The 13,142-nt window shown below is 51.5% G+C and carries 16 protein-coding genes; 8 read left to right on the top strand and 8 right to left on the bottom strand.

The annotated features are described in order from the left end of the window. Window positions 1-70: 70 nt before the first annotated feature. The 3 genes from yiaK to ABOC97_RS01575 all read left to right on the top strand — a co-directional run bounded on the left by yiaK (window position 71) and on the right by ABOC97_RS01575 (window position 2,208). The gene (yiaK, locus tag ABOC97_RS01585; RefSeq protein ID WP_349593214.1) at window positions 71-1,096 is read left to right on the top strand and encodes a 3-dehydro-L-gulonate 2-dehydrogenase; all 1,026 of its coding nucleotides are present in this window, start codon (window positions 71-73) and stop codon (window positions 1,094-1,096) included. Beyond that, the gene (locus ABOC97_RS01580; protein WP_349593211.1) at window positions 1,093-1,554 is read left to right on the top strand and encodes a YhcH/YjgK/YiaL family protein; all 462 of its coding nucleotides are present in this window, start codon (window positions 1,093-1,095) and stop codon (window positions 1,552-1,554) included. The genes yiaK and ABOC97_RS01580 overlap by 4 nt, the downstream gene beginning before the upstream one ends. A gap of 225 nt (window positions 1,555-1,779) precedes the next feature. After that, entirely contained in the window at window positions 1,780-2,208 is a 429-nt protein-coding gene (locus tag ABOC97_RS01575) for a universal stress protein (RefSeq protein WP_349593208.1), read from the top strand. Window positions 2,209-2,241: 33 nt separating this feature from the next. Here the strand turns inward: ABOC97_RS01575 and ABOC97_RS01570 are convergent, their stop codons facing one another. After that, window positions 2,242-2,928, bottom strand: coding sequence for a GntR family transcriptional regulator (locus ABOC97_RS01570; protein WP_234506382.1), 687 nt, complete (start codon window positions 2,926-2,928; stop codon window positions 2,242-2,244). A gap of 90 nt (window positions 2,929-3,018) precedes the next feature. After that, window positions 3,019-3,768, bottom strand: coding sequence for a bifunctional NADP-dependent 3-hydroxy acid dehydrogenase/3-hydroxypropionate dehydrogenase YdfG (gene ydfG / locus ABOC97_RS01565; protein WP_349593205.1), 750 nt, complete (start codon window positions 3,766-3,768; stop codon window positions 3,019-3,021). A gap of 144 nt (window positions 3,769-3,912) precedes the next feature. On the opposite strand from ydfG, the gene dcp reads away from it, so the two are divergent. Both dcp and ABOC97_RS01555 read left to right on the top strand, forming a co-directional pair. After that, window positions 3,913-5,958, top strand: coding sequence for a peptidyl-dipeptidase Dcp (dcp, locus tag ABOC97_RS01560; protein WP_349593535.1), 2,046 nt, complete (start codon window positions 3,913-3,915; stop codon window positions 5,956-5,958). A 342-nt stretch (window positions 5,959-6,300) separates the two neighbouring features. Next, window positions 6,301-6,471, top strand: coding sequence for a hypothetical protein (locus ABOC97_RS01555; protein ID WP_234506390.1), 171 nt, complete (start codon window positions 6,301-6,303; stop codon window positions 6,469-6,471). A gap of 136 nt (window positions 6,472-6,607) precedes the next feature. Here ABOC97_RS01555 and mgtS read toward each other — a convergent pair whose 3' ends face one another. Then, the gene (gene mgtS / locus ABOC97_RS01550; protein ID WP_459253815.1) at window positions 6,608-6,691 is read right to left on the bottom strand and encodes a protein MgtS; all 84 of its coding nucleotides are present in this window, start codon (window positions 6,689-6,691) and stop codon (window positions 6,608-6,610) included. 93 nt (window positions 6,692-6,784) lie between these two features. Continuing rightward, window positions 6,785-7,774 carry a transcriptional regulator FtrA gene (gene ftrA, locus ABOC97_RS01545; protein ID WP_459253814.1) on the bottom strand — a complete coding sequence of 330 codons (990 nt, stop codon included), beginning with the start codon at window positions 7,772-7,774 and terminating at the stop codon, window positions 6,785-6,787. Window positions 7,775-7,859: 85 nt separating this feature from the next. Between ftrA and ABOC97_RS01540 the strand changes: the two genes are divergently transcribed. Then, entirely contained in the window at window positions 7,860-8,258 is a 399-nt protein-coding gene (locus ABOC97_RS01540) for a rhodanese-like domain-containing protein (RefSeq protein ID WP_349593198.1), read from the top strand. A 153-nt stretch (window positions 8,259-8,411) separates the two neighbouring features. Further along, the gene (locus tag ABOC97_RS01535; RefSeq protein WP_349593195.1) at window positions 8,412-9,518 is read left to right on the top strand and encodes a cobalamin-independent methionine synthase II family protein; all 1,107 of its coding nucleotides are present in this window, start codon (window positions 8,412-8,414) and stop codon (window positions 9,516-9,518) included. A 76-nt stretch (window positions 9,519-9,594) separates the two neighbouring features. On the opposite strand, the gene ydeE is transcribed toward ABOC97_RS01535, so the two are convergent. Beyond that, window positions 9,595-10,785 (bottom strand): efflux MFS transporter YdeE, encoded by a 1,191-nt coding sequence (gene ydeE, locus ABOC97_RS01530; RefSeq protein WP_349593192.1) that lies wholly within the window; start codon window positions 10,783-10,785, stop codon window positions 9,595-9,597. Window positions 10,786-10,979: 194 nt separating this feature from the next. Between ydeE and eamA the strand changes: the two genes are divergently transcribed. Beyond that, window positions 10,980-11,882: an O-acetylserine/cysteine exporter gene (gene eamA, locus ABOC97_RS01525; RefSeq protein WP_349593189.1), complete on the top strand. Its 903-nt coding sequence runs from the start codon at window positions 10,980-10,982 to the stop codon at window positions 11,880-11,882. Between the two features lie 33 nt (window positions 11,883-11,915). Here the strand turns inward: eamA and marB are convergent, their stop codons facing one another. The 3 genes from marB to marR are packed head-to-tail and all read right to left on the bottom strand — an operon-like array spanning window position 11,916 to window position 12,997. Further along, window positions 11,916-12,128, bottom strand: a complete 213-nt coding sequence (gene marB / locus ABOC97_RS01520; RefSeq protein WP_234506410.1) for a multiple antibiotic resistance protein MarB — start codon at window positions 12,126-12,128, stop codon at window positions 11,916-11,918. Between the two features lie 30 nt (window positions 12,129-12,158). Then, complete coding sequence (gene marA, locus ABOC97_RS01515; protein WP_052282559.1) at window positions 12,159-12,542, bottom strand: MDR efflux pump AcrAB transcriptional activator MarA; 384 nt, start codon at window positions 12,540-12,542, stop codon at window positions 12,159-12,161. 20 nt (window positions 12,543-12,562) lie between these two features. After that, on the bottom strand, window positions 12,563-12,997 hold the full coding sequence (gene marR, locus ABOC97_RS01510) for a multiple antibiotic resistance transcriptional regulator MarR (RefSeq protein WP_052282595.1): 435 nt from the start codon (window positions 12,995-12,997) through the stop codon (window positions 12,563-12,565). Window positions 12,998-13,142: the final 145 nt, after the last annotated feature.

The following is a 13,142-nucleotide window of genomic DNA, read 5'->3' as shown; positions in this document are numbered from 1 at the left end:
TATCGAACGGAGCAGCTGCCATGATTTTATTCTTGATATCGTAATTACCCATTAAACTGGAGATTGATTCATGACGAAAATTTCATTTGATGAAATGAAGAGTACGGTTAAACAAGCTTTCCTGAATGCCGGTCTTCATGAAAAACAGGCAGATATTTGCGCTCAGATTCATACGGAAACCAGCTGTGATGGGATTTTTTCTCATGGACTTAATCGCGTGGCACGCTTTGTCGATTATGTGAATAAAGGTTGGGTTGATATCAACGCCAACCCGGAGCGGGTGAAATCACTGGCATCTTTAGAAATATACGATGGTCAACGTGGTATTGGTATCACCAACGCTTTATTCGCCACGGAACGCGCAATTGAGCTTGCCAAAAAATATGGCGTTGGGATTGTGGGCATGCGTAATACGACGCACTGGATGCGTGGTGGCACTTACGGTTGGAAAGCTGCACAGCAAGGCTATGCGGCAATATGTTGGACTAACACCGAATCCTGTATGCCAGCCTGGGGTGCGAGAAATACCCGCCTTGGCAATAACCCGTTCGTGATGGCCGTTCCTTTGCATGAAGGCGCGATGGTTCTGGATATGGCGATGTCTCAATACGCCTACGGCAAGCTGCAGGTTACCCGTCTTAAAGGAGAGAAGCTGCCGTTTCCTGGTGGCTATGACAAAGAGGGCAAGCTGACTGATGAGCCCGGGCCAATTGAAGAGTCCATGCGTATTCTGCCTACTGGATACTGGAAAGGCTCAGGTATGGCGATCCTGCTTGATGCGATGGCCGCATTTTTAACCGCCGGTTCACCAACGAATGAAATTGATAAAGTGCAACAAGGCAGCTGTACCGGTGCAAGCCAGGTGTTTATGGTCTTTGACCCGGCTCACTTCGGCGGAGCCGAATTTAGTGAAAATATGGCCCAGAGTGTCGCTGAATATGTGAAAACGTCTGAACCTGCCGAAGGCATTAAAGAGGTTTACTATCCCGGCGAAATGGAGATGAAAAATCGTGCCAGCTTTATGAATAGCGGCATTCCAGTTGATGATGGTGTTTGGGCAGAAGTGGTTCAACTCGCTGAGAGTCAGTCATTATGATCAGCGGAAATATTCAACAGCTCTCGCAGGCGGCGAAAGAACTTCCGGCAAAGGTTTATACAGTGCTAGAAAAGATAGCCGGTTTTGATTGGCAGCAACATCATGATGGCCAGCTCGAAATAGACGGTGTGGTCTACAAAACGTTTACCGCAGAAACCGCGGCCGCAGAAAACCGGCGCCCGGAAACGCATAAACAATTTATTGATGTACACTTCGTGATTACGGGCAAGGAGTGGGCAGAGTTTGGAGGGCGAGGTGACAGATTACCTCTGGAGGCCGACCCTCAGCAGGATAATTATTTCTATCAGCGAGAGTCTTTAGTTTTAAACGATATGGTGTTGGGGGCTGGAGACTATGTGATCTTTTTCCCCTGGGATATTCACTCTCCGCTGTGCCATAAAAATGAGACTCTGCATGTGAGAAAATTGGTGGCGAAAGTTCCTCTCGATGCATTGTAATTCATGTGTAGTGGGTCAACGCCTCCTAATCGCAGGAGGCGTTTTATTTACGGTTCTACTTTATTGCAACGTTTCTATGAGTTTCTTGAAGTTAGTTGAAATAACAGACGATTATTTTCGCGTTTATATTCTAATCATGAACAATAAATGCTATATCCCACAGGGAAACTATGGCATGGTTATGACAGGAAAATAATGGACTATCTGGAATAAGGAGCTCGGGCTATGTACAAGAAAATTCTCATGCCTGTAGATATTTTTGAAATGGATTTAAGCGATAAAGCTATTCGTCATGCGGCTTATCTGGCAGGTGATGCCGGTGAAATTACGCTGCTGAATGTACTCCCTAACAGCAATCGCTCAATCTTACGCGGCTTTGCCTCAGATATTAAAAAGTTTGAGGATTATATGCTGGCGGAATCTACCCGCAAAATGGTAAATCTGCAGCGCTTATTTGATATCTCGCCGGAGCGCCTGCACACCGAAGTGCGCTTTGGTAATATTCGTGATGAAATTCTCACTATGAGTAAGAGCGGCGAGTATGACGTTATTGTGATTGGCTCGCGTCAGCGCGCAATGAGCACCCATCTATTGGGATCAAACGCCGAGTCGATACTGCGCTACGCCAATATTCCTACCATGGTTATTCGTTAAAGAAAGGGCCTTCATGAGTGAAGGCCCTTTTTACTATTCTTCGCTAAACCAATCCCGGTTTTCCTGGCGGATAAGCAGGACCGATTCGCTAATTTCTTGCAGATGCAACGTCATCGCTTTATCTACCGCATCGACATCACGCTTTTCCAGTGCCGAGAATATCTCGTGATGTTGCTTCAGCAGCATTTCAGGGGAGGAGATATGATCCAGACTCATATAGCGCACCCGGTCGATGGCCGCTTTAATATTCTCGATGGTATCCCAGGCTAGCTGGCAATCGGCAATATTGGACAGCAGCTGATGGAATTCATCATCAAGCTGAAAAAAGTCATTGAGCTGTTGGCGATCGATGGCAATACGCTGCTGATGCAGATTTTGCTCAAGCTGATAGCTTTGCGCATCATTGATCATCGTTGCGGCCCGGCGCGCCACGGCGCATTCAATCGCCTGACGCACGAAGCAGCCGTTACTCACCTGCGAGAGCGAAATTTTATTAACGTAGCTACCGCGCTGTGGGCGAATCTGGATAAGACCGTTCTCGGCAAGTTTAATAAACGCTTCACGCACGGGTTGACGGGAAACGTCAAATCGCAGAGAAACCTCTTTTTCAGACAGCGGGGTACCTGGCGCAATAAGGCAATGCACAATATCGCGACGTAAAATGCGATAAATCTGTTGGTTGACGGGCTGTGTTGGGTTCAGTTGGGTTTCGGCGGCCATGGAGTCGTTCTTATCAGCTGATTAAGCTGTTATTTTACGCTTTTTTTGCCCTCTAGCCCAGCCCGACCGACGGTCGGGCTGGATTTAATGCTAGCTCTGGCGATGAATACTCAGACCGGCAAATGTTTGACTCACTGGCATCATTTCAACGGTATTGATGTTGACGTGTTTTGGCAGCGTCGCAACCCACCAGACCGCTTCGGTGACATCTTCAGGCGTCAGCGCATTGGCGTTTTCATAGGCTTTACCGGCTTTCTCATCGTCGCCCTTAAAGCGCACATTCGAAAACTCGGTACCGCCCACCAGTCCCGGCTCAACATCGGTCACGCGAACGGCGGTACCGTGCAAATCGGTCCGCAGGTTCAGGCTGAACTGGCGAACAAACGCTTTGGTCGCGCCATAAACGTTGCCACCGGCATAAGGCCAGCTACCGGCAGTAGAGCCGATATTGATGATATGCCCACGATTGCGCTCGACCATACCAGGCAGAACGGCACGGGTCATATACACCAGACCTTTGTTGTTGGTATCAATCATATCTTCCCAATCTTCGATGCTGGCTTTGTGCGCCGGCTCAAGGCCCAGCGCCAGGCCGGCGTTATTGACCAGAATGTCGATGTCACGCCATTCGGCAGGAAGATTAGCAATTGTCTCTTCAATGGCCGCGCGGTTCCGCACGTCCAGCTGTACGGTCAGTACGTTATCACCCAGCTCATCTTTCAGCGTTTTTAAACGTTCGTTGCGACGGCCAGTGGCAATCACTTTATGCCCGTTGGCAATAAAACGGCGCGTGATGCTTTCGCCAAAACCCGCCGTTGCCCCGGTTACCAGTACGATCATCTCTCTGTTCCTTCAACGCGTTAATGTGTCATCACGATAGCACGCTATCTTTATCTGGGGGAAGATACCGCAAGAGCCCGAGAAATCATTGCGGTCTATCAATGGCTTGCTACTCTATGACAAAGTCTTACTCAGGAGCACATGATGTCGGCCACGAATCCATTTTTTGCCAGCAGTACGTTACCTTACCAGGCACCGCCGTTTAACGAAATTAACGACAGCCACTATCGCCCGGCTTTTGACGAAGGCTTAAAGCGTAAGCGCCAGGAAATTCTTGATATTGCGCACCATCCCGCCGCGCCAGATTTTGACAATACGCTGGTGGCGCTGGAAAAAAGCGGAGAGTTACTATCACGCGTTACGTCGGTCTTTTTTGCTATGGCGGCAGCAAACAGCAACGATGAAATTCAACGCCTGGATGAGCAGTTTTCGGCAGAACTTGCCGGATTAGCCAACGATATCTATCTGAACGATGCGCTGTTCCAGCGTATTCAGAGCGTCTGGCAGCAGCGCCATGACTTAGGTCTTGATGCGGAATCGCTGCGCCTGGTTGAGGTTATTTACCAGCGCTTCATTCTGGCGGGCGCCACGCTGGGAGATGAGCAGAAGGCCGAATTAAAAACGCTGAATACCGAAGCCGCAACGTTAAGCAGCCAGTTTCACCAGTGTTTGCTCGGGGCCGCTAAATCGGGCGGATTGATCCTTGATAGTGAATACTACCTTGATGGATTTAGCGATGATGAAATTGCCGCAGCGGCAACGGCGGCCAGCGATCGGGGGCTGACGGATAGCTGGTTGATCCCGTTGGTTAACACCACCCAACAGCCGGCGCTGGCATCACTGCGCCACCGCGAAACGCGTGAAAAACTGTTTAAAGCCGGCTGGCAGCGTAACCAACAGGGGGACGCCAACGACACCCGCGCGCGTCTGCTCCGACTGGTGGCGATTCGCGCGAAACAGGCGGAGCTTCTGGGCTACGCTGATTACGCCAGCTGGAGCATGGCCGATCAGATGGCGAAAACGCCAACCGCCGCATTCCACTTTATGCGTGAAATCACTCCGGCGGCGCGTGCCCGTGCTGAAAGCGAGCTTGCGGATATTCAGGCGCTTATCAATCACGGTGAAAAGGCCTTCAGTGCGCAGGCCTGGGATTGGCTGTTCTATTCAGAACAGGTGCGTCGAGAAAAATATGCGATTGATGAAGCGCAAATCAAACCCTGGTTTGCGTTGGAAAACGTTCTGCTTAAAGGCGTGTTCTGGTCGGCAAGCCAGCTGTTTGGCATTCACTTTGTCGAACGTTTCGATCTGCCTGTATACCACCCGGATGTGCGCGTCTGGGAAATCTTCGACGCCAACGGCGAGGGGATGGCGCTGTTCTACGGTGATTTCTTTGCGCGAGACAGCAAAAGCGGCGGCGCGTGGATGGATAACTTTGTGCCACAGTCCACGCTATTTGGCACCCGTCCGGTAATCTATAACGTATGCAACTATCTCAAGCCTGCGGTGGGGAAAAGCGCGCTGATATCCTGGGATGATGTGGTCACGTTATTCCATGAGTTTGGCCACGCGCTGCACGGTCTGTTCGCTAACCAACGGTATGTGACGTTGTCCGGTACCAGCACGCCGCGTGATTTTGTCGAGTTCCCGTCGCAAATTAACGAACATTGGGCCAGCCATCCAGAGGTGTTCGCCCACTATGCGCGCCACCATGAAACCGGTGAGCCGATGCCTGAATCGCTGCGTGATAGTCTGTTCCGGGCGGCCAACTTCAACAAAGGTTACGATATGACCGAGTTGTTGAGTGCGGCGCTTCTGGATATGAACTGGCATAGCGTAAATACGTCAGCACTACCGCAGAGCGTTGAAGAGTTTGAAGCGCAGGCATTACGTCGCGAGAATATCGATCTCGCCGCCGTTCCACCGCGCTATCGCAGCAGCTACTTCTCGCATATTTTCGGCGGCGGCTATGCGGCGGGTTACTACGCCTATTTGTGGACGCAAATGCTGGCCGACGATGGCTATCAATGGTTTGTGGAACGTGGTGGGTTAAATCGCGAGAACGGGCAACGTTTCCGCGAGGCTATTTTATCTCGCGGCAACAGCAGTGACCTTGAACAACTTTACCGCGACTGGCGTGGGCACGATCCGTTAATTGAACCGATGTTAAAAAACCGCGGATTAAGTGACTAATCTTAACTAGCAAAATCGTCCCGGCCAAGCATAGCGACGCCGGGAAAATAGAAAAAAAACCCGCACACAGGGCTGGCGGGTTAAGTCGGACAAATAAATAGAGCATTCATGCTGTCTTCCCTGGAGTGAAGACAACGGCGCCAGTTTTACGCAACAATAACAATTGCGCAACCTGACATTTTCGGTAGGGTACAGTCGGCAAGTACCCCCGTGTGCGCTGGCTCACGGGCTCTTTACAAATGCCTTAAGTTATTGAAGAAACTCGTCATTCGACTTGCTACTATGGGGGCGTAACTTGTTGAGTTAATGGATTTAATATCGACATTCTGCCCGGAGGTAATAATGAAAAAGTCCCAGCGTAACGCGCGTCGCGAATCTATCTGGTCTAGCCGTCCTGAACTTCAGGACTTACAGGAGTCGCGTTCCGGCAGACTGTGGGCAGGGCGTAAGGCCAACTGTCAGAGTAAAAAAGCGTGGAAGAATTCTGGCTTAATTAATGCGCTCGCCGTTTAACGTTAGTTGAATATTGCGGTGCTACGATTATTGACAGCAACGGTTATCCAATCAAGGAGAGAGGGTAGCTGTAGAAAGAAAATCTATCCATGCAAGCATTTATACCGCCAGTTTTACTGGCGGTTTTTTTTGTCCGTTAATCATTCCACTTTCCGCTCAAATAGGCTGTCAGAAAACCGGAAAACAGAATGAGACCCATCGCAATAACAAAAATTTGCATATTATCCGGCATGATGACCTCCGCTTTAACATCCAACGAACACATCTTCTAGCGTACTAATTTAAACGTAGACTAACGGCGTATTTTGTTAAATTAATTATTTGTTGCAGTAAACTTTTTTCTGTAAGCCAGCGGGCTGATGGCTAAATGTTGCTGAAAACGCAGGCGTAGATTTTTGGCATTGCCAAAACCGGACAACTCGGCGACTTTTTCCATACTCTCACGGCTGGTGGTCAGGCGGTGTTGCGCTAGCTGTAAACGCTCATCAAGCAGCCAGCGGGCAGGGGTTTTACCGGTAGCGTCCTGAAAACGCCGCAGGAAGGTACGTTCACTCATGCCCACTCGTTCAGCAAGTGACCGAACGCTGTGGCTGTCCGCCAGATGTTGATAGAGAAAATCATATAGCATGCCCAGCCGCTGGCTCTCCCGTGAGCGCGCGACGGGCTGTTCAATCTGCTGTTTTTGCGCGCCGTCGCGATGCGGCTGAATTACCAGTCGCCGCGCTACCTTGTTAGCTATTTCAAGCCCATAGTCGAGCCGTACCACGTGCAGGCACAAATCAATTCCCGCAGCGCTGCCCGCGGAGGTGAATACCGTCTCCTCGGCGATGTAGAGCACATCTTCTACCACTTTGATCGCCGGAAAACGCTGCTGTAACTGCTCGGTGTAACGCCAGTGGGTGGTGGCGCGTTTCCCGGCCAACAGCCCGGCTGCGGCCAGGACAAAGACCCCGGAACAGATCGATAACACCCGACAGCCCCGGCGGTGCGCGCGCTGCAGCGCCTGACAAAGCAGCGGCGGGACAGGGCTATCAATACTGCGCCAGCCGGGAACGATGATCGTATCGGCCTGTTCGAGAAGACTGAGATTACCATCGGCCATTACCCGTACGCCGCCGGTGGCGCGGAGTTCGCCTTCATCAACGGCCGCTACCGCAAAGCGATACCAGTTGTCACCCAGTTCCGGTCGCGGCAGGCCGAAGATCTCTACCGCGACGCCAAATTCAAAGGTACACAAACCGTCATAGGCCAGAACCACGACCTGTGGGGCTAACTTTGTCATTTTATGGTCGTTTTCTGTCATCACAGCGGGCAGTCCTCATCCTGGGGGCCTGGATATACTCAAGCGGTTGTTGCCATAGAGGTAACATATAACTGGAGATTAAACGATGAGTTATGTAACTGAATACCCCGCTGCGACAGCGCTTCAGGCGGCCGCCCATTTTCGTCAACGGCTGGCCTTTGAGACAGACTGCGCGGATGTCTATGCATCGCTGCAACAGTCTGAGGTGGATTTCGTGTTGTTACACGTGGTTGGTAGCCCGGAAGCCTTTGCCCATCGTCATATTCCCGGTGCTATTCACCTCAGGCATGCGGAGATTACCGGCGAGAGAATGCAGGCATGGCCAGAGGATACGCTGTTTGTGGTCTATTGCGCCGGGCCGCACTGTAACGGAGCCGATCGCGCCGCGCTGAAGTTGGCAGAGCTGGGACGCCCGGTGAAGTTAATGTTGGGGGGAATTACCGGCTGGCAAGATGAAGGGTTTGCTTTTAATCGCGCAACGTGAATTTTATTCATGGATGATGAATTTTTCTCGTTTGCCAGAGCAGGGAACGGATGACACTATTTGGACATATAGCCATCCAGAAGGCTAAATAATTCAAATAATATATTATCACTCAGAGCAACCAGTTTTGCCTGAGTGAATAAGGAGAACTGCATGCCACACCAACACGCACCCTATCGCGCCGATATCGTCGGCAGTTTCTTACGTCCGCTGGCTATCAAAGAAGCGCGTCTACAGTTTGCCGACGGTGAAATCAATGCACAGCAGCTGCGCGCCGTTGAGGATGCAGAGATTCGCCGCGTGGTTCAGCATCAGTGCGATTGTGGCCTGCATGTGGTCACCGACGGTGAGTTCCGCCGCGCCTGGTGGCATTTCGACTTCTTCGATGGTTTACAGGGCGTTGAGCGCTATGACGCCGACAAAGGCATTCAGTTTAACGGTGTACAAACTCGCGCTCACGGTATTCGCGTTACCGGGAAACTGGGTTTTGGTGAACACCCAATGCTGGAAGATTTCCGCTTCCTGAAAAGCATCAGCGGTGATGCCACGCCAAAAATGACCATTCCGAGCCCAAGCGTGTTGCACTTCCGTGGTGGACGTAAAGACATTGATGCCACGGTCTATCCGGATCTGGCGGATTACTTTAACGATTTGGCCGATACCTGGCGTGATGCGATTCGTGCCTTTTATGATGCGGGCTGCCGCTATCTACAGCTCGATGACACCGTCTGGGCCTACCTGTGTTCTGACGATCAGCGTCGTCAGGTCCGCGAGCGCGGCGATGACCCGGATGAACTGGCGGCAATCTACGCCAACGTACTGAACCGTGCGCTGGAAGGCAAACCGGCCGATTTGATTATCGGTCTGCATGTTTGTCGCGGTAACTTCCGCTCAACGTGGATTTCTGAGGGGGGCTATGAGCCGGTGGCGGAAATTCTGTTTGGCCGCGTGAAGGTGGATGCCTTCTTCCTTGAATATGATAACGACCGCTCCGGGGACTTCGCGCCGCTGCGCTTTGTGCCAAAAGGTGAGCAGAAAGTCGTGCTGGGGTTGATTACCACCAAGAACGGTGAGCTGGAAAATCCGCAAGGGGTCAAAGCTCGCGTTGAGGAAGCCGCGAAATTTGTCGCCCTCGATCAAATCTGTCTCAGCCCGCAATGCGGTTTTGCTTCAACGGAAGAGGGCAATAGCCTATCTGAGCAGCAACAGTGGGATAAGGTTCGACTGGTAACAGGAATTGCCGCCCAGGTTTGGGCATAACTTCATTCGTTTCGCCAACATCACGCCATCCGACGGTCGGGAACGATTATCGGATGGCGGTTTGCTTGATGCCGGTCTAAATGGCGTTCAATTGCGGGCGCCAGGCGCTGGCTTTAATACCACGGAAGATAAGCGCCCATGCGAGGACGATAGCAATCATCATTATCGGGAACAGGGTCAGCGGCGGGAAATGGGTGAGGATTTGCCCGGTCAGCAATGGGTTAAATGCGGCCCCAAGCCAGCCCAACGCCTGAGCGGAGAAGTAGCTGGCTTTCATGCCCGGTGGCGCGATGTTATCAATCAGCATGTATTCACCCGGGGCATAAATTATCTCGCCAAGAGTGAAGACGGCCGCCGCCAGCCCCCAATACACCAGGTTATTACCTGACATCATAAATCCGGCCAACCCCAGCACATAGCAGACGGTGCCAAAGGTCATTAACGGACGAAGGTTATTCGCCGTTAATTTGCGCCCAATGGCGTACTGCAATGTGACGACCACCGCGGCGTTGACCGGCAGAATCACCGCCACCACTTTTTCGGCAAAGGTACTGTCACCGATGGTTAGCACGTACTGGGACAGGCAGGAGGCGAACGAGCCGCCAACGAAGGACGCCAGCAGGCCGGAAAGGGTAAACCACAGCAGCGCCCGGTCATGTAGCAACACGGAAGGCGACCAGGCGACCGGTTTTTCCGTCATCTCACCGGGGATGATTCGCTCAACGTAACGCTGAATAAACAGCAGCGGGAAGGCGGCGCAAATCGCCGCCAGCCAGAACGGCAGATTAATGCTGTGCATCACCAGCAACGTGCCAATTGGCGGGCCAATGGTCCAGCCAATATTCAAAAATGAGTAGTTGAGTGAGAACACCCGCGCCTTGGTGCTGGCGGCCAGCGTATCGGAAAAGTAGGCCTTCAGTACGGTTGAAAAGACCGAATAGGAGCAGTTAATCAGCGCGAAGAAGAACACCACCAAAGGGATGCTATTCACTAACGGAATGGCGACAAAGCCGGCGATGAAAAACATCACGGCGATCAGCATATAGCGCTTTTTATCAAACTTATCGGCCAGGATGCCGAAACCGAGGCTGAATATCACGCCGACCACCAGCGCGATAGACATGGCGTAGCCGATGGTATCGACCTTCATGGCGTACTGCCGCGTGAGGTAGATGGTCATGAACGGAAGTGTGGCACCGCGCCCGATGGTTAACAGCAATGACGATGCCAGCAGCGCAATCGTGGATCGTCTGGTCGTTGGTTTCATTTTCTTGCCCAAAGGTGTTGTGGTATTGGTTTTTGTTATCTCTTTCACAAATATCACGCCATAAAGGGCTTGTATAGCGGTTGACGTGTCGATAAGTGCAATTTCATCCCACTACAAATAATGATCTATTCCTGGGGCGAATTTTTCGTTACTTTGATTGTGTTTACATAAATTTAATAAACGTTGAGGCGAGTATGACGCGGAAAGATGGGCTACTGGCGCTGCTGGTAGTGGTGATATGGGGGCTGAACTTTGTGGTCATCAAAGTGGGGCTGCATGGGATGCCGCCGCTACTGCTGGCCGGTCTGCGCTTTTTGTTCGTCGCCTTCCCGGCGCTGTTCTTTGTGCCGCGTCCTCGCGTCCCGCTCTCGTTGCTGCTGGGCTATGCGCTAACCATAAGTTTCGGTCAGTTTGCCTTCCTGTTTTGCGCCCTTAATTTCGGTATGCCGGCGGGCCTGGCCTCACTGGTTTTGCAAGCGCAGGCTTTCTTCACCATCATTCTCGGCGCATTTGTGTTTGGTGAACGGCTACAGCGTAAACAGCTGGTTGGCATTTCGCTGGCGGTGTTTGGCGTACTGGTGTTGGTCGAAACCAGCATGAGCGGGCAGAACGTCAAACTGCTGGGCTTTATGCTGACGTTGGGCGCGGCGCTGTGTTGGGCATGCGGGAATATCTTCAATAAAAAAATCATGCTGCACCCGTCTAAAACCGGGGTGATGTCGCTGGTGGTGTGGAGCGCGTTAATCCCGATCATTCCTTTTATGCTCGTCTCATGGATTTTTGAAGGTCCGCAGATCATGGCGCAGAGCCTGATTCATATCGACATGACGACAGTACTCTCTCTGGCGTACCTGTCGTTTATGGCAAGCATCGTCGGTTATGGCATCTGGGGTTCGCTGTTAGGGCGTTATGAAACCTGGCGAGTGGCGCCTTTATCGTTACTGGTGCCCGTCGTGGGGCTGGCGAGCGCGGCGCTGCTGTTGGGAGAGACGCTGTCATTGATGCAGCTTGTGGGGGCGCTGCTGATTATGGCGGGGTTGCTTATCAACGTATTTGGTTTTCGTCTACCGGGCCTGCGCCGTGCGGTGAAGGGCTAAAAAAAAGCCCCGCGCTGGCGGGGCTAATAACGTTTAGCGATTGTTATCGTTGTAGTACGGTACGCCCAGCTCGTCCGATTTGTCGCTACCGGCGGCCATGTGATTAAAATCAAATGGTGACTGGTTGCTGGCGGTTGGCATCAGCATGGTTTGATGGGCGTTATTTTGTGCAGGAAGTTGCTCCGCGTGGCCTGGAATTGCGGCCACCGCCAGTAGGGCGAAGGCAACGGAAGCGAACAGTTTCATTATTTCCTCGATACGTCTTATAGCAGGCGATTAACAAACACAGTGATCAATGGGGTGGAGATAGCGAGACTCTCCGTGCATATTGGTGACGCGATACTTGTGCGGTGGCACATCAAAATAGTTTTTAAACGTCCGCGTCAGCGTCTGCTGCGATTCAAAACCGTAACGCTCCGCCAGATAGAGGATCGGCTCGTTACTTTCTTTTAATTTCTGGGCAATTTCCGTCAGCTTACGGGTTCGGATGTATTGACCTAATGAATGACCGGTCTCTTTTTTGAACATCCGCTGCAGGTGCCACTTGGAATAACCAGAACGCTCGGACACTTTCTCAAGTGACAGTGGGGATTCCAGGTTATCTTCGATCCAGCCCAAAATGCTATGAATAGTAATAGCGTCGGTGTTGCGTCTGGACATCGTCTTACCTCTTCTTCTGTTTACGGCAATATTTTTTTAAGTAGAAGCTCAAGTGTTGCCACTTCATTTGCCGTTAAGTTTTTCGTTAATTCCTGGTGCAGGTTTTGCCCAACGAGCTGATGACATTGTTCGCAGATAGCCGCGCCTTCAGGCGTCAGTTGAATCAATACGCCTCGCTTATCGTTTGGATTGGGTAATCGGGCTATCCAGCCCCGACACAACAAACGATCCAGCATGCGGGTCAGTGCACCTAAATCCACCGAAAGGGTCTTTTTCAATTCCACCGGGGTGATACTGCCCTGACAGCGGATTGAGCACAGAACCCTGAACTGCGAGGCGGTAATGTCCTCTGGCGATAAATGCTCGTTGAGTAAGCGATCTTTTTTCTGGTTAACCATGTGAATCAAATGCCCAAGTGGAATCATTTCATTGAAGAGATTGCTTGTGCTGTTCACAATGGTTGCCCTGGCAAGTACTTTAGTTGCGGATGATATTATTTCCCACGCAACCATAAGTCAACTGAATGAATGGTGGCATGCCACGAATTGCTAAAACGGTTCAAATAACGATAAATAGGATATCCTGTACTTAGCTAAGCGA

Origin of the sequence: Kluyvera huaxiensis, from assembly GCF_040149365.1 — a bacterium.
GTDB lineage: Bacteria > Pseudomonadota > Gammaproteobacteria > Enterobacterales > Enterobacteriaceae > Kluyvera > Kluyvera intermedia_A.
The sequence above is the reverse complement of the archived record's forward strand: the minus strand, read 5'-3'. Positions and strand labels throughout refer to the sequence as shown.